This is a genomic window from Lysobacter lycopersici (genome assembly GCF_007556775.1).
Lineage (GTDB): Bacteria > Pseudomonadota > Gammaproteobacteria > Xanthomonadales > Xanthomonadaceae > Pseudoluteimonas > Pseudoluteimonas lycopersici.
This window is the reverse complement of sequence record NZ_CP041742.1, coordinates 2,470,026-2,488,309: the sequence shown is the minus strand read 5'-3', so window position 1 is coordinate 2,488,309 and position 18,284 is coordinate 2,470,026. Positions and strand designations below refer to the sequence as shown.

The following is an 18,284-nucleotide window of genomic DNA, read 5'->3' as shown; positions in this document are numbered from 1 at the left end:
GTTACTGTTGTTTGGCGCGATCCCAATAACGATCCTGCGCCTCCAGCGGCAACGCCGACAAGTCGGCGCCGTCGTCCGTTGCGAGGCGTTCCATCGCGCGGAAGCGGCGCTCGAACTTGGCGTTGGCGCGGCGCAAGGCGGCGCCGAAATCCACCTTGGCGTGGCGGGTCAGGTTGGCGGCGACGAACAGCAGGTCGCCGAGTTCGTCCTCCAGCCGGTCGCGCGCGGCCGCGTCGCCAGGATCCGCGGCGACGGCTTCGAATTCCGCGCGCACCTCGTCGATTTCCTCGTGCAGCTTGTCGATCACCGGCGCGTGCGACGGCCAGTCGAAGCCGACCCGCGCGGCGCGCTTCTGCAACTTCACCGCGCGCTGCCATTCCGGCAGGCCGCGGGCGATGCCGGCGAGTGCGGACGAATCCGCATCGCCGGAAGCCTCGCGTTCGCGGCGCTTGTGCTCCTCCCACTCGCGGGTCTGCGCCTCGGCATCCTCGACCGTGGCGCCGGCCTGCCCTGAGCCTGTCGAACGGGCGAACACGTGCGGATGCCGGCGGGTCATCTTGTCGCTGATCGCGGCGACCACGTCGGCGAAGGCGAACGCGCCCTGCTCCTCGGCCATGCGCGCGTGGAACACCACCTGCAGCAACAGGTCGCCGAGTTCCTCGCGCAGGTCGCCGAGGTCGCCGCGACCGATGGCATCGGCGACTTCGTAGGCTTCCTCGATGGTGTACGGCGCGATGCTGGCGAAGTCCTGCTGTACGTCCCAGGGGCAGCCGGTTTTCGGATCGCGCAGCGCGGCCATGATCGCCAGCAGCCGCGCGATATCGCCTGTTTGTTCCGGCATCGTTTAACCCCAAAAGCTTCTGGACGCGGATGAACGCGGATCCCACGGATCAAAGCTTTTTGAATAATCCGCTTTTATCCGCGTTATCCGTGGCAACCAATCAAATCCAGTCCCGCCACGGCAGCGAGGTGTCGCCGAGCGCGATGAAATCGCCGTTGAGGATCGTGTCGCGCTGGTTGTAGGACAGCGGGCGCCCGCGCGGATCGACCACCGCGCCGCCCGCGGCTTCGACCACGCATTGCGCCGCCCCGGTGTCCCATTCGCTGGTCGGCGCGAAGCGCGGGTACACGTCGATCGCGCCCTCGGCGAGCATGCAGAACTTGAGCGAGGAGCCGACGCCGATCGGTTCCACGTCGCCCATCCTGGCCATGAAGGCCTCGGTGCGCTCGTCGCGATGCGAGCGGCTGGCGGCGACGCGCAGCGGCGCGGTCGCCGGTGCACGCACGTGGATCGGCGTGTCGACGTCGCCTTCGCGCTTGAACGCGCCGACGCCACGCGCGCCCCACCACAGCGCGCCGGTCACCGGTTGCTGGACCACGCCGAACACCGGGATTCCATCGTCGATGAGCGCGATGTTCACGGTGAATTCGCCGTTGCGCTTGATGAACTCGCGGGTGCCGTCGAGCGGATCCACCAGCCACAGGCGCTTCCATTCGCGCCGCACCAGCGCCGGCACGTCCTCGGCCGATTCCTCGGACAGCACCGGGATGTCCGGCGCGAGCTTCTCGAGCCCGGCGAGGATGCAGCGGTGCGAGGCCAGGTCGGCCGCGGTCAGCGGCGAACGGTCGTCCTTGTGCTGCACCGCGAATTCGCTTTCGTACACCTCGAGGATCTTCGCCGCCGCATCCCGCGCCAGCGCGATCGCGCCTTCGTGCAATGCCGCCATGTCATTTCCCGCCATGTCGCAACCACTCCCGTGTGATGAACAGCGCCGCGATCGAGCGCCCTTCGGAAAAATCCTCGCGCAACATCAGTTCGTGCAGCGCATCCAGTTTCCACGGCACCACCTCGATCTCCTCCGGCTCGTCGCCGGGAAGCCGCTGCGGGTACAGGTCGCGCGCGACGACCAATTGGGTGACGTGGCCCATGTAGCCCGGCGACAGCGTCAACGCGCGCAGTTCCCGCAGCGAACGCGCGGCATAGCCGATTTCTTCCTGCAATTCCCGGTTGGCGGCCTCGAGCACAGTTTCGCCCCTGTCGATGCGCCCCTTCACCAGCCCGAGTTCGTAACGGTGCACGCCGGCGGCGTATTCGCGCGCGAGCAGCACGGTGTCGTCGTCGAGCAATGGCACCACCACCACCGCGCCGTGGCCGCGGGTGGCGAGGCGTTCGTAGCGGCGGCGTTCGCCGTTGTCGAACTCGAGGTCCAGCCATTCCATGCGGTACGGACCCGCGTCGTCCGCGGTGACGCCGTGGATGGTCGGCAGCCGGCGCCCGTCCTTTCCGGCAACGCTCATCGCGCGCCCGGCGCGGCTGCGCGGGAAGCGGGAGAAACGGGAATAATGCGGGGATGCAGAACGAGCTTCATTCCGCGGGAATGATAGCGGACGCCGGCGACTGGCGTGCGCGCGACCTGGCCGTGCTCTGGCACCCGTGCACGCAGATGCGCGAGCATCCGGACCTATTGCCGCTGGTGCCGATCGAGCGCGGCGAAGGCGCCTGGCTGCACGGTTTCGACGGGCGCCGCTACCTCGATGCGGTATCGAGCTGGTGGACCAACATCCACGGCCATGCCGAACCACGCATCGCCGCGGCCATCGCCCGCCAGGCGGGCACGCTGGAACAGGTGATGCTGGCCGGGTTCTCGCACCGGCCGGCGATCGGACTCGCGGAAAAGCTCATCGCCATCGCGCCGAAGCAGGCCGGCCGCGCGCCGCTGGCCAAGGTGTTCTACGCCGACAACGGCTCGGCCGGGGTCGAAGTGGCGCTGAAGATGGCGTTCCACTGGTTCCGCAACGCCGGCGAAACCCGGCGCACCAAGTTCGTCGCGCTGCAGAACGGCTACCACGGCGAAACCATCGGCGCGCTTTCGGTCGGCGACATCCCGCTGTATCGCCGCGTGTATGCGCCGCTGCTGGTCGAATCGCTGTTCGCACCCTCGCCGGACGCCTATCTCGCGCGCGACGGGCAATCCGCGGCAGGCGCCGCCGAGGACGCGGCCGATGCGTTGGCGCGATTGCTGGACGAACACGTCGGCGAGGTCTGCGCACTGATCCTGGAACCGCGGCTGCAGTGCGCGGGCGGCATGCGCATGCACGACCCGGTCTACCTGCGCCGCGCGCGCGAACTCTGCGACGTGCACGGCGTGTTCCTCATCGCCGACGAGATCGCCACCGGTTTCGGACGCACCGGCAGCATGTTCGCCTGCGAACAGGCCGGCGTGCAGCCCGACCTGCTGTGCCTGTCCAAGGGCCTGACCGGCGGTTTCCTGCCGCTGTCGGCGGTGCTGGCGACGCAGGCGCTGTACGACGGTTTCCTCGACGAATCGCGCGAGCGCGCCTTCCTGCATTCGCACAGCTACACCGGAAATCCGCTGGCCTGCGCGGCGGGTCTCGCCTCGCTCGCGATCTTCGAGCAGGACGGCGTGCTCGAACGCAACCGCGCCACCGCGGCGAAAATGGCCGCGCTGGCCGAACCTATCGGAAAGCTTCCGCACGTGGCGGACGTGCGCCAGGCCGGCATGGTCGTGGCATTCGAACTGGCAAGAAACGGCGACAAGGCCACGCCGTTCGATCCCGCCTTGCGCGTCGGCCTGCGCGCCTATCGCGCGGCGCTGGAGCGTGGCGTGGTACTGCGCCCGCTCGGCGACATCCTGTACTGGATGCCGCCGTACTGCATCGACGATGCGCAGCTCGAACTGCTCGCGCGCGTCACCCGCGAGACGATCGTCGAGGCCACCGCGTGCGCGTGATCCGCGCCTGCGTCGATGCGCCGCTCGCGGTCGGTGCGCGCATCGCCCTGCCGGAGGACGCCGTCGGCCACCTCGTGCGCGTGCTGCGGCTCGGCATTGGCGACGGCTGCGTGTTGTTCAACGGCGACGGCTGTGACTACGACGCGCGCATCGTCGCGACGACGAAGAAATCGGTCGAAGTCGAAATCGAGGGCATGCGCGAGGTGCGCAACGAATCGCCGCTGCGGATCTTGCTGGTGCAGGGCATCGCCCGCGGCGAAAAGATGGACCTGATCCTGCAGAAGGCGACCGAACTCGGCGTCGCCGGCTTCGTGCCGGTGCACGGCGAACGCGGCGAAGTGCGGCTGGACGGCGAACGCGCGCAGAAGCGGCTTCACCACTGGCGGTCGGTCGTCGCCTCCGCCTGCGAACAGAGCGGGCGCGCGCGCATTCCCGACGTCGCGGCGCCGCGCGCATTGGCCGATGCGCTGGCCGATTTGCCGGCGATGCGCCTGTTGCTCGATCCGGACGCGACGCAGCCGCTGCCGTCGACGATCGCCGACAACGCCTGCGCGCTGGCGATCGGTCCGGAAGGCGGGTGGTCGGCCTCGGACCACGCGACGTTGCAGGCCGCGGGCTTCGTCGGCGCACGCCTCGGCCCGCGCGTGTTGCGCACGGAAACCGCGGGACTGGCGGCGATCGCGGCATTGCAGGCGCGCGTGGGGGATTTCGCCTAGCGTTTGACGATGCCCTGTGGGAGCGGCTTCAGCCGCGACATTTCGCAATCGGGCCTGAAGGCCCTCCCACAGGCGCCTTCGACAGCGCAATCAGGCGGCTTGCTGCAAACCTTCCTGGATACGCGCTTCGATCCGCGCAAGGTCGGGCACCAGCGCGCTGTCCTCGCGTAGCATGACCCGCGCGAGCACGCCGTCGGGCAGCGGTTCGCCATCGTCCTGCTGCAGCAGTTCGTCGCGTGGCACGGTGACCAGGCGCGGGAAGCCCTGGGTCAGCACCGCGAAATACGGCGCTTTCGGATTCCCGCCGAGCGCCTTCAACACCACTACCTTGCTGCCGAGTCCACCCTGTTCCTCGGCGATGCCGGCCATGCGCGAGAACGCCACCAGCGGCATCTGCCAGCCGCGCCAGCGGATGCTGCCGAGCAGCCAGTCAGGCGCGCCTTCCACCGCATCGGGCGTGGAGAACGACAGCACCTCGGCCACGGCCGCGTTCGGCAGCAGCAGGCTTTCGCCTTCGACGTGGATGAGGACTCCGCGGATGTCGTCCTGGGTCGTGCTCATGGTTCGGATCCTGTGCGTTCCGGCCAGCGCTTGGCGATCTGGCTGGCGAGGTGTTGCGGGGTATCGGCGGCGACGCCGCGCGCGATCAGCGCCTGCACCGCCGCGGGCTCGTAGCAACCGCTGGGAAGTTGCGCCAGCACTAGCGCGCCGGCCCAGGACTGGGCCATGATCGCGTCGACCAGCGCGGGATCGGTGCCGCTGAGCGCGACGATGGCGCTGTCGCCCGCGGTGAGTTGCGAAAACGCATGCGCGCCATCGGCGAAGCGCAGGCCGTCGCCGCCGGCAGCGAGCCCGATCCCGCCCGGCACCAGGTAGACATGGCCGGCATTGGTCGCGGCGCCCGCTTCGGCCAGTACCAGCGGCAACGTCGTCGCACGCTGCATTTGCCGCAGCAGTTTGTCGTGCCTGGCGCCATCGAGTTGCTGGTAGATGAAGACCACCGGCGCGAAATCCGGCGGCAACGCGCCCAGCAACTGGCGCACGGCATCGGGGCCGCCGAGCCCGGCGAGCACCACCACCGTGCCGCGCGACGCGACGACTTCCTGGCGCGGGGCGTTTTCCAGCTCCAGCTTCGCGGCACGCATGTGGATCGCGTCGAGTTCGGAACGCAGCGGATCCATCAGCGGCGGCACCGCGGCGGCGGCCGGATCCGGCACTACGCGCCGCGCATTCGGATCGAGCATCGCGTCCGAGGGGACATCCGCGAACACGGACTCGACTTCGTCGGCGATCCCGCCGATGTCGCCGTTCCATTCCGGACGCTGGTACAGCGAGGGGCGCTCGACCGCGACTTCGGGCACGTCTTCTTCCGAAGCTTCCCCGGCGCCGTCGGGGAGCACGGTGTCGCGCATGCGCAGTTTCGCGGCCACGTGGCGCAACCAGCGCGCCGCGTCCCAACCCTCGCGTTGCACGATGAGGTCGGCCTCCTCGAACAGCACGATCACGTCGGGGTCGGTGTAGATCTCCTCGAAGCGCTCGATCGCGGATTCGACCGCGGGCTCGAGTGCCACCAGCAAGGCCTCCGGCCGCGCATCGCGCACCGCGCCCGGGTCGGCATCGACCGGATCGGCGACCAACGCGAGGTCCGCCCCCGCCTCGCGCGCGGCTTCGGCCAGTCGCTCGCGTGCGGGACCGGGGCGCGCCAGCAATACGACGCGGCGCGCCTGGCTCACTGCGGGCTACCCCATTCGGCCATCTGCTCGGCCAGAAGCTCGAACACGTTGCGCATCAGCTCGGGTTCCTGGTACGGCTTGCCGAGGTAGCGCTGCACGCCGATTTCCAGCGCGCGCTGGCGGTGCTTCTCGCCGGTGCGCGAGGTGATCATGATGATCGGCACGTCGCGCAGGCGCGGGTCGGCGCGCATCGCGGTCGCCAACTCGTAGCCGTCCATGCGCGGCATCTCGATGTCGAGCAGCATCAGGTCGGGGACGCGCTCGGCCATGCGCTCGAGCGCGTCGATGCCGTCCTTCGCCGTCCCGACCTCGATGTTGTGGCGTTCGAGCACGCGGCCGGTGACCTTGCGCATGGTGACCGAATCGTCGACCACCATGACCAGCGGCACCCGGCGTTGCGCGATTTCCGCGCGCGGCTCGGTTTCGCGCGGCAGCACCGCCTGGCGGCGCACCAGCGGCGCGACGTCGAGGATCACGACCACGCGGCCGTCGCCCATGATGGTCGCGCCAAAGATGCCCGGCAGCGACGCCACCTGCGGCCCCACCGGCTTGACCACGATTTCGCGGTTGCCAACCACCTGGTCGACCAGCACCGCGGCGCGCAGGTCGCCGGCGCGGACCAGCAGCAGCGGCATCTGCAACTGGCCTTCGGCCTTGGCCGGCGCGTGGCCGAGCAGGGAGCCGAGGTCGTGCACCGGGTATTCCTCGCCACCGTAACGATAGCTGGCGTCGGAGGCGCCGAGTTCGTCGCGTGAAATTCGGCCCACGCCGCGCACCGAGGCGATCGGCACCGCGTAGGTGGTGTCGCCGATGCGCACGAACACCGCCTGCGTGACCGCCAGCGTCTGCGGCAGGCGCAAGGTGAAGGCGGTGCCCTCGCCCGACTTCGAGCGGATGTCGAGCGAACCGCCGAGCTGGCGCACTTCGCTCGCGACCACGTCCATGCCGACGCCGCGGCCGGCGAGCCGGCTGACCGTTTCCGCGGTCGAGAAGCCGGGCTCCATGATCAGCGCATCGAGGTCGGATTCGGCCAGCACCGCGTCGTCGCGGATCAGGCCGCGTTCGACCGCGCGGCTGCGGATCGCGTCGCGATTGAGTCCGGCGCCGTCGTCGCGGATCTCGAGCACGACTTCCGAACCCTCGCGGCGCATCGCGATGGCGATCGCGCCTTCCTCCGGCTTGCGCGCGGACTTGCGCGCGGCCGGGGATTCGATGCCGTGCGCGACCGCGTTGCGCAGCATGTGCTCCAGCGGCGCGGTCATGTGCTCGAGCACGCTGCGGTCGAGTTCGCCCTGCGCGCCGTCGAGCCTGAGCTGCACCTGCTTGCCGGTTTCCGCGGCGGCCTGGCGCACCACGCGGCGCAGGCGCGGTACCAGCGAATCGAACGGCAGCATGCGCGTGCGCATGAGGCCTTCCTGCAGCTCCGAGCTCACGCGCGACTGCTGCAGCAGCAGGGTTTCGTACTGGCGGGTCAGGTCGTCGAGCGTGCCCTGCAGGCTGGACATGTCCGCGGCCGATTCGGCCAGCGCTCGCGAGAGCTGCTGCAGGGTCGAGAAGCGGTCGAGTTCGAGCGGATCGAAGCTCTGGTCCTCGTTCTCGTGCTCGCGCTGGTAGCGCGCGATGATCTGCGCCTCGGTTTCGCTGTCGAGGCGGCGCAGCTGGTCGCGCAGGCGGGTGTTGGTCTGTTCCATTTCGACCATGGCCGAACGGAACGCGCCGAGCTGCTGTTCGAGGCGCGCGCGGTAGATCGCGACTTCGCCCGCGTAGTTCACCAGGCGATCGAGCAGGTCGGCGCGGATGCGCACCTGTTCCTGGGGCGCGCGCACCGCGGCATCGTCGTCCTCGAATTCCGCGGCGGCGGCCATCGGCGCCGACAGCGGCTTGAGTTCGACCACCTTGCGTTCCTGCACCGACGCACCGGCGATGGCCGCGGCGACGTCCTCGCCGCGCGCGCGCGCGTTGAATTCGGCGATCAGGCCTTCCGGCATGCCGATGGCCCGGCGCGCGTTGACGCGCGTGACCATGGCGTGCAGTCGGTCGAAGCCGCGTTCGAGCAGCGGCACGCCGTCGCCGCCGAGTTCTGCGCGGTGCTCGACGGCCGCCTCGAGCAGGCTTTCCATCGCGTGGCCAAGCTCGCCCACGGCCATGACGCCGGCCATGCGCGCGCCGCCCTTGAGCGTGTGCAGGTCGCGCTGCAGGCCGACCAGCAATTCCCGCTCGTGCGGGTTCTCGCGCAGTTGCGCCAGCAGGCCGTCGGAATGGTCGAGCAGGTCGCCCGATTCCTCGGTGAAGATGTCGACGAGCTCGGGGTCGAGGTCGGTGAGGTCCAGCGCTTCGTCCGGATCCTCGCCGCTGGCCGTGGTCGCCTGCAGGGTGGCGAGCGCTTCCAGTTCGCGCGCCTTCGCGATCGCCGCACGCTCGGCCTCGCGGCGCTCGGCGGCGGCGCGTTCTTCCTCGGCGCGGCGTTCGGCGGCGATGCGCTCGGCTTCGACACGTTCGGCCGTGATGCGTTCGGCTTCCGCCCGTTCCGCGGCGACGCGCTCGGCTTCCGCTTTCTCCGCCGCCAGGCGTTCGGCCTCGGCCTGTTCCGCGGCAATACGCTCCGCTTCCGCCTTCTCGGCAGCGATGCGCTCGGCTTCGACGCGTTCGGCTTCCGCCTTCTCGGCCGCGGCCTGCGCCGCGTATTCGGCCTCGATGCGCGCGTATTCGGCTTCCTCGGCGGCGACGCGGTCCGCTTCCGCCTTCTCCGCGGCGAGGCGTTCGGCTTCGGCTTTTTCGGCGGCGATGCGCTCGGCTTCCACGCGCTCTGCTTCGGCCTTTTCGGCAGCGGTGCGCTCGGCTTCGAGCCGTTCGGCTTCGGCCTGCTCCGCAGCGGCGCGTTCGGTTTCCAGGCGCTCGGCTTCGGCCTTCTCGGCAGCGATGCGCGCGGCTTCGAGGCGCTCGACTTCCGATTGTTCCGCGGCGAGGCGCTCGACTTCCGATTGTTCCGCGGCGAGGCGCTCGGCTTCGACGCGTTCGGCTTCCGCCTTCTCGGCAGCGATGCGTTCGACTTCAAGGTGTGCGGCTTCGGCTTCGGCCTGTTCCGCGGCGATGCGGTCGGATTCGGCCTGTGGATAGGAATCGATGGGTTCGAGCGTCATCGCCCCCGACGGCAACTCGTGCTCGTGTTCGCCCGGCGGCGGCGGTTCCGGCAGCGCATCGCGCAACGCGGTGAAGCGCGCGGCGAGTTCGCCCTGCCTGGAAACGCGCGGCTCCGGCTGCTTGAGCCCGGCGACCGTGCCCTGCACCGCGGTGGCGAGCGCGGCGAGCGCGGCGATGCCTTCGCCGCCGATGACCGCCTTGGCGGCGAGCGCGCGCTTGAGATAGGCCTCGGCGGGCGTGACAGCTTCGGTGATCGCCGGCACTTCGGTCATCGCGAACGCGCCGTTCATGGTGTGCACGGCGCGCAACAGCGCATCGCTGGCCGGTGCGGCATCGCCCGCGTCCTGCAACCAGTTCTCGACAGTGGCGAGGTGTCCGAGGACTTCGGCGTCGAGGATTTCGAGCAGCACCGGATCGACGTTCGCCGGCACGCCCTCCTCGGCGACCGGCGCGGCGACTTCGGCCACGGCTTCGATCGCGGCCGGCGCCTGTTCCACCGGCGCTTCGACCGGCGTCGCCGCCTGCTGCGCGCTGTAGAACACGTCCTCGCCCGCGGCGATGCGATCGGCCACCGCTTCCATGCCGGCGAGGTCGGCGCTGATGCCGCCTTCGCCGCGCAACGCCGCATGCAGTTGCGGCAGCGTGTAGAACGCCTGGTCGACCATCGCCACCACCGCCGGGCTGGCGGGGCGCGAAGCATCGAGCACGCGGTTGAGCATGCCCTCGACCTTCCAGCTGAATTCGCCCAGCGCCTTGGCGCCGACGAGGCGGCCGCTGCCCTTCAGCGTGTGGAACACGCGGCGGATCGGGCGCAGCTTCTCGAGGTCGTCCGGAGCCGCGCGCCACGGCGGCAGCATGCCGTCGAGGTTGCGGATTTCCTCCTCGAATTCCTCGAGGAAGACTTCGCGGATTTCGTCGTCGATCTCGTCGCTGGTGGTGTCGAAACCACCCACGGCCGCGGCGGCGGCGCTCGGCGCGGGGCGCGTCGCGGCCGGCGCTGCCGGTTCGACCGGCACCTCGGTCGCGGCTGCGGCGGGCGCGGACGATTGCAACTGCGTTTCGACTTCCGCGATCCCGGCGTCGGGGGCCTCGTGCATCGCCTCGACCGGCGCCGGCGCTTCCGGCGGCAGCGGCCAGTAGCCGAGCGATTCGAGGCTGCCGTGCGCGATCTCGAGGATGTCGTCGCGGTGCGGACGCTGTTCGCGCAGCGCTTCGAGGTAGTACTCGAGGCTGGCGAGCGCATCGGCGAGCGTGTCGAGTTGCCGGCCGTTCGGCACGCGATGGCGCGCGATCAGTTCCGACTGGGTGAAGCGGCGGATGCCGACCAGGTAATCGGCGGGCAGCGGCAGCTCGAGGATTCGCAGCGCGCCCTCGACTTCCTGCAGCAGGCGCGGCACTTCGGACAGCTGCGCGTGGTCCCAGTTGGTTTCGACGAAGGCGACGAAGGCCTGGCGCGCGTCGGCGAAGTTGGCGACGGCTTCGCGCACGAGGACTTCGAGCACCTTGCGCGATTCACCGGCGATGACGTCCTCGGCGCCGGCTTCGGTGCCGAGCCGCGCGACCTGGTCGTCGAGCGAGGCGTCGACGAACAGCAGCGCGCCGGCGATGTCGAGCAGCGCGCCTTCCTCGGCCGGGCGTTCGCCGCCGACGATGGCGTGCAGCGCGCTTTCCTGCTCGGCGACGAGGTGGCGCGCGTTGCCGAGGCCGAGCATGCCGAGCGTGTCGGAAATACGCCCGAGGGATTCCACCTGCGGTTGCAGTCCGGCGACATCGCGGTCGCCGGTGCGCAGGTGCAGGTCGAGCGCGTCCTTGACCCGCAGCAGGTCTTCCTTCAGCGCGGCGGCGACCGTATCCAGCAATGCGCGGTTGCGTCCGCTGACGCTGCCACGCGCATGTTCGAGTTCCTCGGCGGTCGGCGCGGGCGCGTCGAGGTCGAAGGTCCGGCGCAGTTCCTGTAGCGCGGGATGCTCGCCGGCCTGGGCCGCGTGGTACAGCAGTTGGCGCGTGGGTTCGAGCACCGCGTCGGCGCGACCGAGCCGCAGGTCGTTGCCGTCGAACTGGTGCCGCGCCTCGCGTTCGACCCCGCCGAACGCCTGGCGCAGGCCCGCTCCGGGCAACACCGCCCCGGCCTGCATCGCATGCGCCATCGACGCGGCGACCCACAGCATGCGTTGCGTCGCTTCGTCGCGCGCATGGCCGATGAGGCCCTCGGCCGCGTTGGCGAGCACGTTCACATCGGCTGGGGCGCCGGTTTCCGGCCACTGCGCCAATGCATCGGAGAATTTCGCGAGCTGCGCTTGCGCGGCGTCGTCGGTGGCGACGTTGCTGGCCGCGGCCGGCAGCGGACGATGCAGGTCGGGCGCGAACAGCACGCTTTCGTTGAGGCCAGGGGCACCGCGCGCAGCGCGCAGTTCGTTGAGCAGCGGCAGCAACACGATCGGGATGTCGCGGTGCCCGCCCTGCAGGCGTTCGAGGTAATCGGGCAGCAGCACCACGCCACGCATCAGCGCAGCGCTGGCTTCGTCGCGGTTGCGCGCGTTGCCATCGGCGAGCGTGGTCGCCAGCGTTTCCATTTCCTCGCCGACCATCGCCGGCGCGTACAGCTCGAGCATGCGCAGGCTGCCCTGCACCTGGTGCAGGAGCGTGGCGCAGGCGCGCATGCGCCCGGCGTCGCCCGGATCCTCGGCGTAGGCCTCGATCTCCAGCCGCGCCTGGCGCAGGGTCTCGTCGAGCTCCGGCTTGATCCAGCCGAGCGCGGTGAAATCGATCGCGTCGCGAAGCGCAGTCGTCATCGGCCGGCTCCGGTCGGCGAACGTTCCGCGGCGGATCGGCAGGCGCCGTGCTTGTCCATGCCCGTGCGTGCTCCCGCGATCAGGCCGGCAGCTTGAAGTCGGCGACCGAACGACGCAGGTCGGCCGCGAGCTGCGCCAGGTTTCCGATCGACGCCGCGGTCTGGTTCGCGCCCTGCGAGGTCTGCGCGGTGATCGACTGGATGGTGTTCATCGTCGCGGTGATGTTGGTCGCCGCCGCGGACTGCTGCTGCGCCGCGCTGGAAATGCCCTGGATAAGGGTGGACAGGTCCGACGACACCTTTTCGATCTCGCCCAGCGCGGTACCGGCGTCCTCGGCGAGGCGCGCGCCCGCGACCACTTCCGAAGTCGTTTGTTCCATGGACGACACTGCTTCGTTGGTGTCGGACTGAATCGTCTGCACCAGCGTTTCGATTCGCTTGGTCGCGTTCGACGCGCGTTCGGCGAGTCGCTGCACTTCGTCGGCCACCACCGCGAACCCGCGGCCCGCCTCGCCGGCCGATGCCGCCTGGATGGCCGCGTTCAGCGCGAGGATGTTGGTCTGCTCGGAGATGTCGTTGATCAGTTCCACGATCGAGCCGATTTCCTGCGAGCTTTCGCCCAGTCGCTTGATGCGCTTCGAGGTTTCCTGGATCTGGTCGCGGATCGAGTCCATGCCGGCGATCGTCTGCCGCACCACGTCGGCGCCGTTGGTCGCGATCTGCACCGAGCGCTGCGCCACTTCCGCGGACTCCGCGGAGTTCTTCGACACCTGGTTGATGCTTTGCGCGATTTCGTTGATGCGGTTCGAAGCGGAGTTGATCTCGGTCGCCTGGTGTTCCGCGGCCTCGGCCAGGTGCATGGCGGTGGCCTGCGTTTCCTGAGCGCTCGACGCCACCTGCACCGAGGTGTCGTTGATCGTGCCCACGAGGCTACGCAGCTGTTCGACCGCGAAGTTGATCGAGTCCGCGATCGCGCCGGTCATGTCCTCGGTCACGGTCGCCTTCACGGTCAGGTCGCCTTCCGCGAGCGAACCCATTTCGTCCAGCAGGCGCATGATCGCCTCCTGGTTGCGGTTGTTCAGTTCGAGGGTGGTCTGGTAGCGGCTTCGTTGCGCGCGGTTCAGGGCGAACGCCAAACCGAAGATCGACGCAAGCGCCAGCAAGCCGGAAATGATGCTGACCCACACGCCGCCGATGATGCTGGTGTCCTTGAGCGAACCGAACGCGGTGAACGCGGCGAACAGCTTCTCGCTGTCGGACAACAGCTTGTCGGAGCCGGTCGCGAGCGAGCCCGCCGCGGCCTGCGCGCGGAACAGGTTGGACGAGGTGCCCAGCAGCGCGTCCAGGTCCTTCTTCATGTCGGTCCAGGTGGCCGTGGCCTGGTTGAGCGCGGCGATCGCGCTGCCGTTGCCGAGCTTCTGCACGTTGAGCGTGGCGTCGCCCTGGCGCAGGCCGGCCAGCACCTGCGCGAACACGCCGGAGTCGCGTCCGAGCGCATCGCCGGCAAGCGAGGCGCCGGGGCCGCCGGCGCGGATTTCGGCGACGCGGCGAGCCATGGTCGCGGCCAGCACCACTTCGCGCAGGGCGATGTAGATCTGCGAGGACGGCGAACCCGAGGCCGACATCGCGCGCACCACCTCGTCCATCTGCGCCTGCAACTGCGGCACCTGCTGGGTGAAGCGGTCGGCGTTGCCGGCCAGGCCCAGCACCGCCTGCTGGCTGGCGGTCACCTGCTCGGCGTTCTTCGCCAGCGGCGCCCAGGTCGCGGTCACGGTCTTGATCGGGCCGGACACGCCGGCGGCGCTGCCGAAGCGATCGTTGAGCAGCTTGATGTCGCTGTCGATCTGGGCCTTGGTCGTCTGGAACGCCGCGAACGAATCGGCGTTGCCGCCCACCGCCTCGCGGCCCTGGTTGGCGAGTCGCTGCGAGTTCACCTGCAGGTCCGAGGCCGCGCCGCTGGCGCCGCTGAGTCGCGAAGCCTTGTAGATCGAATAGCCGGTGTTGGCGCCGAACACGACCAGCGAAGCGACCAGCAGGCCCAACCAGAAGTTGGTGCTGAGGTTGCGGCCCTTGCCGGCGATGTTGTCCATTGGAGTGCTCATGGTGTGACCTCGACCTTCCTGTGCGTTGCGCGGGTTCGGCTTGCGCCTAGGCCGCGGCCTGTCTGAACTCGGGCGTGCGCGCCAGCCGGTCCAGGCTGAACACCCCCCACTCGTGGTCGCCGAGGCGGTACGCCCGCTCGACGAAATTCGCGTAGCGGCCGTCCGCGAGCGGCGCGGCCTCGATCTTCTGTTCCTCGACGAAGCTGCGTTGCCCGAACAGTTCGTCGATCGTCACCGCGACGTTGCCGCCGGGCTGGCGCACGACCAGCACGCGCTGGCCTTCGTGCAGCACGGTGCGTTCGCCCTCGAGGAATTGCTTGAGGTCGACGATCGGCAGCAGGTTGCCGCGGATGTTGGCGACGCCGAGCATCCACGGCTGCGCGCCCGGGACCGGCGTCACCGGCGGCATGCCGAGGATTTCCACCACCTCGTCGAAGCCGGAGGCGAGCCGGCGCTGGCCGACGCGGTAACCGACGCCACGCCACAAACCCGGCGCATCGAGCTGCTCGGGCAGGCCGACCACGTGCGCAAGGCTGCGGCTCTCGTAGTCCTGCAGGATCGAGAACGGATCGACCGCGCGCGGCGCATCGGCGACGACAGGCTCCGCCTGCGCCGCCGCGGATGCCGGGAACGGTCCGCGATTGCCCTTGCCGTGCCTGTGCTTCGACATCGGCTCAGGCCGCCAGCACTTCGTTGATGCGTCCGATCAATTCGTCCTCGTTGGGCGGCTTGACGATGTAATCGCGCGCGCCCTGGCGCATGCCCCAGGCTTTGTCGGTTTCCATCCCCTTGGTGCTGACGATCAGCACCGGAATCGCGCTGGTGACCTTGTCACGCGACAACGCGCGGGTGGCCTGGAAGCCGTTCATGCCGGGCAGGACCACGTCCATCAGCACCAGGTCGGGCAGCTCGCGCTTGCAGACTTCGATGCCGTCCTCGGCGCTGCCCGAAGTCAGCACCTGGTGGCCGTTGCGCTGCAGCAGCTGGCTGAGCACCGCGACGTCGGTCGGCGAGTCCTCGATCAGGAGAATGCGTGCCATTGGATTGCCTTACCCCCCGGTCAGGCGTGGACGTGCGTGCGGATCGCGTCGAGGAGCTCCTCGCGCGTGAAAGGTTTGGTGACGTATTGCTCGGAACCGACGATGCGGCCCCGTGCCTTGTCGAACAGGCCGTCCTTGGACGACAGCATGATCACGGGCGTGTTCTTGAACAGCTGGTTGTTCTTGATCAGCGCGCAGGTCTGGTAGCCGTCCAGGCGCGGCATCATGATGTCGACGAAGATGATCTGCGGGCGCTGGTCGGCGATCTTGGCCAGCGCCTCGAACCCGTCGGTGGCGGTAATGACGTCCGCGCCCTCGCGCCGGAGCAGCGTTTCCGCCGTGCGCCGGATGGTCTTCGAATCATCGATGACCATGACCCGCAGGCCTTCGAGGCCACCGGGTCCGTTTACGTCGTGGACCATGCCAACTCCCCTGTTCGTCGTGCTGCATGTCTCTGCAGCTGCGCAGCTGCCTTATATCCCAAGCCGGACACGGGGTGTCAAGCACGCGCGTCGCGGAATGCCGGCGCACGGTGAAAACCGCGAACCGGGCCGCAATTTTCCGCCTGCTACCATTGGCGCATCGCCCCGCGAAGCGCCCGCATGCCGCTCGATGTCGTCGTGGTGATGGACCCGATCGCGTCCATCAAACCGGCCAAGGATTCGACCTTCGCCATGCTGCTGGAGGCGCAGCGACGCGGGCATCGCCTGCACTACGCGCTGCCGGGCTCGCTGGCGGTGGCCGACGGCACGGCGCGGGCCACGACCGCGCCGCTGGAGGTGCGGGATTCGAAAACCGACTGGTTCAGCATCGGCCCGGCCGCGGTGCGGCCGTTCGCCGCCGGCGACCTGGTGCTGATGCGCAAGGATCCGCCGGTCGACGCCGACTACCTGCACGACACCCAGATCCTCGGCCTGGCGCAGCGCCAGGGCGCCCGGATCGTCAATGAGCCGCAGGGCCTGCGCGACCTGAACGAGAAACTGGCGGCGCTGCTGTTCCCGCAATGCTGCCCGCCGACCCTGGTCAGCCGCGACGCGACCGCGCTCAAGGCTTTCGTGAATGCGCATGGCGAGGCCGTACTGAAGCCGCTGGATGGCATGGGCGGGCGTTCGATCTTCCGCGCGAGCGCCGGCGAGCCGAACCTGAATGTGATCCTCGAGACCCTGACCGGCGGTGGCACGCACCTGGCCATGGCCCAGCGCTACCTGCCCGAGATCAGGGATGGCGACAAGCGCATCCTGCTGGTCGATGGCGAACCGGTGGACTACTGCCTCGCGCGCATCCCGCAGGGCGACGAATTCCGCGGCAACCTCGCCGCCGGCGGTCGCGGCGAAGGCCGCCCGCTGTCAGAACGTGATCGCTGGATCGCCGCCCAGGTCGGGCCGGAGATGAAACGCCGCGGCATGCGTTTCGTCGGGCTCGACGTGATCGGCGACTGGCTGACCGAAGTGAACGTCACCAGCCCCACCTGCATCCGCGAACTCGACGCGCAATTCGGCCTCAACATCGCAGGCCGGCTGTTCGACGCGCTCGAAGCCACGCCCGGAACGTGAACGCGGCCATCCCCGAACAGTGGCTGCCGCCGCCGGCGCCGCGGATCGGCGAGCGCGAACGCCTCGGCGCGACCTTCGTGCTGTCGCTGCTGGTGCACGGCATGCTGATCCTCGGCCTCGGCTTCGCGCTGGAAGACGCCGCGCCGGTGCTGCCGACGCTGGAGGTGATGCTGACCCAGACCCAGACCCCGCTGACCCCGCAGCAGGCGGATTTCCTTGCCCAGGCCAACAACCAGGGCGGCGGCGACCAGGACAGGAGCACCCGTCCGCGCGAACCCCAGGCCGGATTGTTGCCGCAACCCGAGCCCGGCATCGCCGCGCAACCGCTGCGCGCGCAATCGCCCGACGCGCAACCACCGCCGGAAGCGCGCGTCGTCGCCAGCCAACGCGCGGAAGAGCCGTTGCCGCAAGCGCAGGCCAGGCCCGAATCCGACCCTTCGCAATTGCCGCAGGGCGAGCAGAAGATCGAGCACGACATCGCCATGGCCCGGCTTGCGGCCGAAATCCACCTGCGTTCGCAGCGCTACGCCAAGCGCCCGAAGCGCAAGTTCGTCTCCGCCAGCACGCGCGAATACGCCTGGGCCGCCTACCTGCGCGAATGGGTCGACCGGGTCGAACGCGTCGGCAACCTGAACTACCCGGAAGAAGCGCGGCGCCGGCACATCGGCGGCGTGGTCGTGATCAACGTCGGCATCCGCCGCGACGGCAGCGTCGAGCGCGCCGACATCGTCCAGTCCAGCAACATCCCGATCCTCGATGCGGCAGCGCTGCGCATCGCGCGCATCGCCGAACCCTATCCACCGCTGCCGAAAACCGAGGAGGATCCCGACATCCTCAACGTGGTCCGCACCTGGCAGTTCATGCCCGGCGGCGAGTTGATCGACCGCTGACATGAGCAAGTTCGAATACCTCTCGGTCCTGACCTCGATCATCATCGGCCTGGCCATCGCCAACCTGCTGTCCGGCGCGGCCCGGCTGATCCAGTTGCGCCACCGCGTGCGCCCGCACGCCACGACCTTCTGCTGGATGGCGATGCTGTTCCTGGCGAACATGCAGATCTGGTGGGTCGCATTCGAACGCCGCGACAGCGCGGCATTCTCGTTCTTCGCATTCCTGCTCTATCTCGCGATGCCGATCGGCGTATTCCTCGCGAGCTACCTCGTGCTTCCGGACCTTGGCGACGAAGACCAGGCCGACCTCGCCGCGAACTTCGACGGGAACCGGCCGTGGTTCTTCGGCTTGCTGGGCTCGGTGCCCGTCGTCAGCCTGCTTGAGGAAGGACTCCGCGACGGCTACCTGCCGCACGACACCGATGCGGCGTTCCGCCTGTTCTTCGCCGGCTTTTGCGTCGTCGCGGCATGCATCCGCAGCCCGCGATTCCAGTTCTGGAACGCCCTGTTGGCGCTGGCCTGTTTCGTCGCCTACGTGGGCGTGCTGTTCCTGCAATTGCGCTGAG

At 69.3% G+C, this 18,284-nt stretch carries 15 protein-coding genes; 5 read left to right on the top strand and 10 right to left on the bottom strand.

Features of this window, described 5'->3' with window-relative positions:
* Window position 1: 1 nt before the first annotated feature.
* The 3 genes from mazG to nudE all read right to left on the bottom strand — a co-directional run bounded on the left by mazG (window position 2) and on the right by nudE (window position 2,298).
* Entirely contained in the window at window positions 2-841 is an 840-nt protein-coding gene (gene mazG / locus FNZ56_RS12240; protein ID WP_143880105.1) for a nucleoside triphosphate pyrophosphohydrolase, read from the bottom strand.
* A gap of 100 nt (window positions 842-941) precedes the next feature.
* A complete protein-coding gene (gene cysQ / locus FNZ56_RS12235; RefSeq protein ID WP_143880104.1) occupies window positions 942-1,727 on the bottom strand; it encodes a 3'(2'),5'-bisphosphate nucleotidase CysQ in 786 nt (261 codons plus the stop codon).
* Between the two features lies 1 nt (window position 1,728).
* Entirely contained in the window at window positions 1,729-2,298 is a 570-nt protein-coding gene (gene nudE / locus FNZ56_RS12230; protein ID WP_143880103.1) for an ADP compounds hydrolase NudE, read from the bottom strand.
* 80 nt (window positions 2,299-2,378) lie between these two features.
* Here nudE and bioA point away from each other — a divergent pair, with 80 nt between their 5' ends.
* Both bioA and FNZ56_RS12220 read left to right on the top strand, forming a co-directional pair.
* Complete coding sequence (gene bioA, locus FNZ56_RS12225; protein WP_246064611.1) at window positions 2,379-3,752, top strand: adenosylmethionine--8-amino-7-oxononanoate transaminase; 1,374 nt, start codon at window positions 2,379-2,381, stop codon at window positions 3,750-3,752.
* Window positions 3,743-4,468: a 16S rRNA (uracil(1498)-N(3))-methyltransferase gene (locus tag FNZ56_RS12220; protein ID WP_143880101.1), complete on the top strand. Its 726-nt coding sequence runs from the start codon at window positions 3,743-3,745 to the stop codon at window positions 4,466-4,468. The genes bioA and FNZ56_RS12220 overlap by 10 nt, the downstream gene beginning before the upstream one ends.
* Before the next feature lie 90 nt (window positions 4,469-4,558).
* Here the strand turns inward: FNZ56_RS12220 and FNZ56_RS12215 are convergent, their stop codons facing one another.
* The 7 genes from FNZ56_RS12215 to pilG all read right to left on the bottom strand — a co-directional run bounded on the left by FNZ56_RS12215 (window position 4,559) and on the right by pilG (window position 15,697).
* Window positions 4,559-5,029, bottom strand: a complete 471-nt coding sequence (locus FNZ56_RS12215) for a chemotaxis protein CheW (RefSeq protein ID WP_143880100.1) — start codon at window positions 5,027-5,029, stop codon at window positions 4,559-4,561.
* Entirely contained in the window at window positions 5,026-6,201 is a 1,176-nt protein-coding gene (locus FNZ56_RS12210; protein WP_143880099.1) for a chemotaxis protein CheB, read from the bottom strand. The genes FNZ56_RS12215 and FNZ56_RS12210 overlap by 4 nt, the downstream gene beginning before the upstream one ends.
* The gene (locus FNZ56_RS12205; protein ID WP_143880098.1) at window positions 6,198-12,134 is read right to left on the bottom strand and encodes an Hpt domain-containing protein; all 5,937 of its coding nucleotides are present in this window, start codon (window positions 12,132-12,134) and stop codon (window positions 6,198-6,200) included. The genes FNZ56_RS12210 and FNZ56_RS12205 overlap by 4 nt, the downstream gene beginning before the upstream one ends.
* A 79-nt stretch (window positions 12,135-12,213) precedes the next feature.
* On the bottom strand, window positions 12,214-14,235 hold the full coding sequence (locus FNZ56_RS12200; protein ID WP_143880097.1) for a methyl-accepting chemotaxis protein: 2,022 nt from the start codon (window positions 14,233-14,235) through the stop codon (window positions 12,214-12,216).
* 46 nt (window positions 14,236-14,281) lie between these two features.
* Window positions 14,282-14,905, bottom strand: coding sequence for a chemotaxis protein CheW (locus FNZ56_RS12195; RefSeq protein WP_143880096.1), 624 nt, complete (start codon window positions 14,903-14,905; stop codon window positions 14,282-14,284).
* A gap of 4 nt (window positions 14,906-14,909) precedes the next feature.
* On the bottom strand, window positions 14,910-15,275 hold the full coding sequence (locus tag FNZ56_RS12190) for a response regulator (RefSeq protein WP_143880095.1): 366 nt from the start codon (window positions 15,273-15,275) through the stop codon (window positions 14,910-14,912).
* A 20-nt stretch (window positions 15,276-15,295) separates the two neighbouring features.
* Complete coding sequence (pilG, locus tag FNZ56_RS12185) at window positions 15,296-15,697, bottom strand: twitching motility response regulator PilG (RefSeq protein ID WP_143880094.1); 402 nt, start codon at window positions 15,695-15,697, stop codon at window positions 15,296-15,298.
* A gap of 180 nt (window positions 15,698-15,877) precedes the next feature.
* Between pilG and gshB the strand changes: the two genes are divergently transcribed.
* Genes gshB through FNZ56_RS12170 form a run of 3 tightly spaced genes read left to right on the top strand, consistent with a single transcriptional unit; the run spans window position 15,878 to window position 18,283 of the window.
* The gene (gene gshB, locus FNZ56_RS12180) at window positions 15,878-16,828 is read left to right on the top strand and encodes a glutathione synthase (RefSeq protein ID WP_143880093.1); all 951 of its coding nucleotides are present in this window, start codon (window positions 15,878-15,880) and stop codon (window positions 16,826-16,828) included.
* Window positions 16,825-17,718: a TonB family protein gene (locus tag FNZ56_RS12175; RefSeq protein WP_246064609.1), complete on the top strand. Its 894-nt coding sequence runs from the start codon at window positions 16,825-16,827 to the stop codon at window positions 17,716-17,718. Before gshB ends, FNZ56_RS12175 begins: the two co-directional genes overlap by 4 nt.
* 1 nt (window position 17,719) lies before the next feature.
* On the top strand, window positions 17,720-18,283 hold the full coding sequence (locus FNZ56_RS12170; RefSeq protein ID WP_143880092.1) for a hypothetical protein: 564 nt from the start codon (window positions 17,720-17,722) through the stop codon (window positions 18,281-18,283).
* Window position 18,284 lies beyond the last annotated feature (1 nt).

Excerpts from the sequence above, each read along its gene's own strand:
- gshB (WP_143880093.1), top strand. The coding sequence starts at position 15,878 with ATGCCGCTCGATGTCGTCGTGGTGATGGACCCGATCGCGTCCATCAAA.
- mazG (WP_143880105.1), bottom strand. The coding sequence starts at position 841 with ATGCCGGAACAAACAGGCGATATCGCGCGGCTGCTGGCGATCATGGCC.
- FNZ56_RS12205 (WP_143880098.1), bottom strand. The coding sequence starts at position 12,134 with ATGACGACTGCGCTTCGCGACGCGATCGATTTCACCGCGCTCGGCTGG.
- FNZ56_RS12190 (WP_143880095.1), bottom strand. The coding sequence starts at position 15,275 with ATGGCACGCATTCTCCTGATCGAGGACTCGCCGACCGACGTCGCGGTG.
- FNZ56_RS12170 (WP_143880092.1), top strand. The coding sequence starts at position 17,720 with ATGAGCAAGTTCGAATACCTCTCGGTCCTGACCTCGATCATCATCGGC.
- FNZ56_RS12200 (WP_143880097.1), bottom strand. The coding sequence starts at position 14,235 with ATGAGCACTCCAATGGACAACATCGCCGGCAAGGGCCGCAACCTCAGC.
- pilG (WP_143880094.1), bottom strand. The coding sequence starts at position 15,697 with ATGGTCCACGACGTAAACGGACCCGGTGGCCTCGAAGGCCTGCGGGTC.
- cysQ (WP_143880104.1), bottom strand. The coding sequence starts at position 1,727 with ATGGCGGCATTGCACGAAGGCGCGATCGCGCTGGCGCGGGATGCGGCG.
- FNZ56_RS12195 (WP_143880096.1), bottom strand. The coding sequence starts at position 14,905 with ATGTCGAAGCACAGGCACGGCAAGGGCAATCGCGGACCGTTCCCGGCA.
- nudE (WP_143880103.1), bottom strand. The coding sequence starts at position 2,298 with ATGAGCGTTGCCGGAAAGGACGGGCGCCGGCTGCCGACCATCCACGGC.
- bioA (WP_246064611.1), top strand. The coding sequence starts at position 2,379 with ATGATAGCGGACGCCGGCGACTGGCGTGCGCGCGACCTGGCCGTGCTC.
- FNZ56_RS12215 (WP_143880100.1), bottom strand. The coding sequence starts at position 5,029 with ATGAGCACGACCCAGGACGACATCCGCGGAGTCCTCATCCACGTCGAA.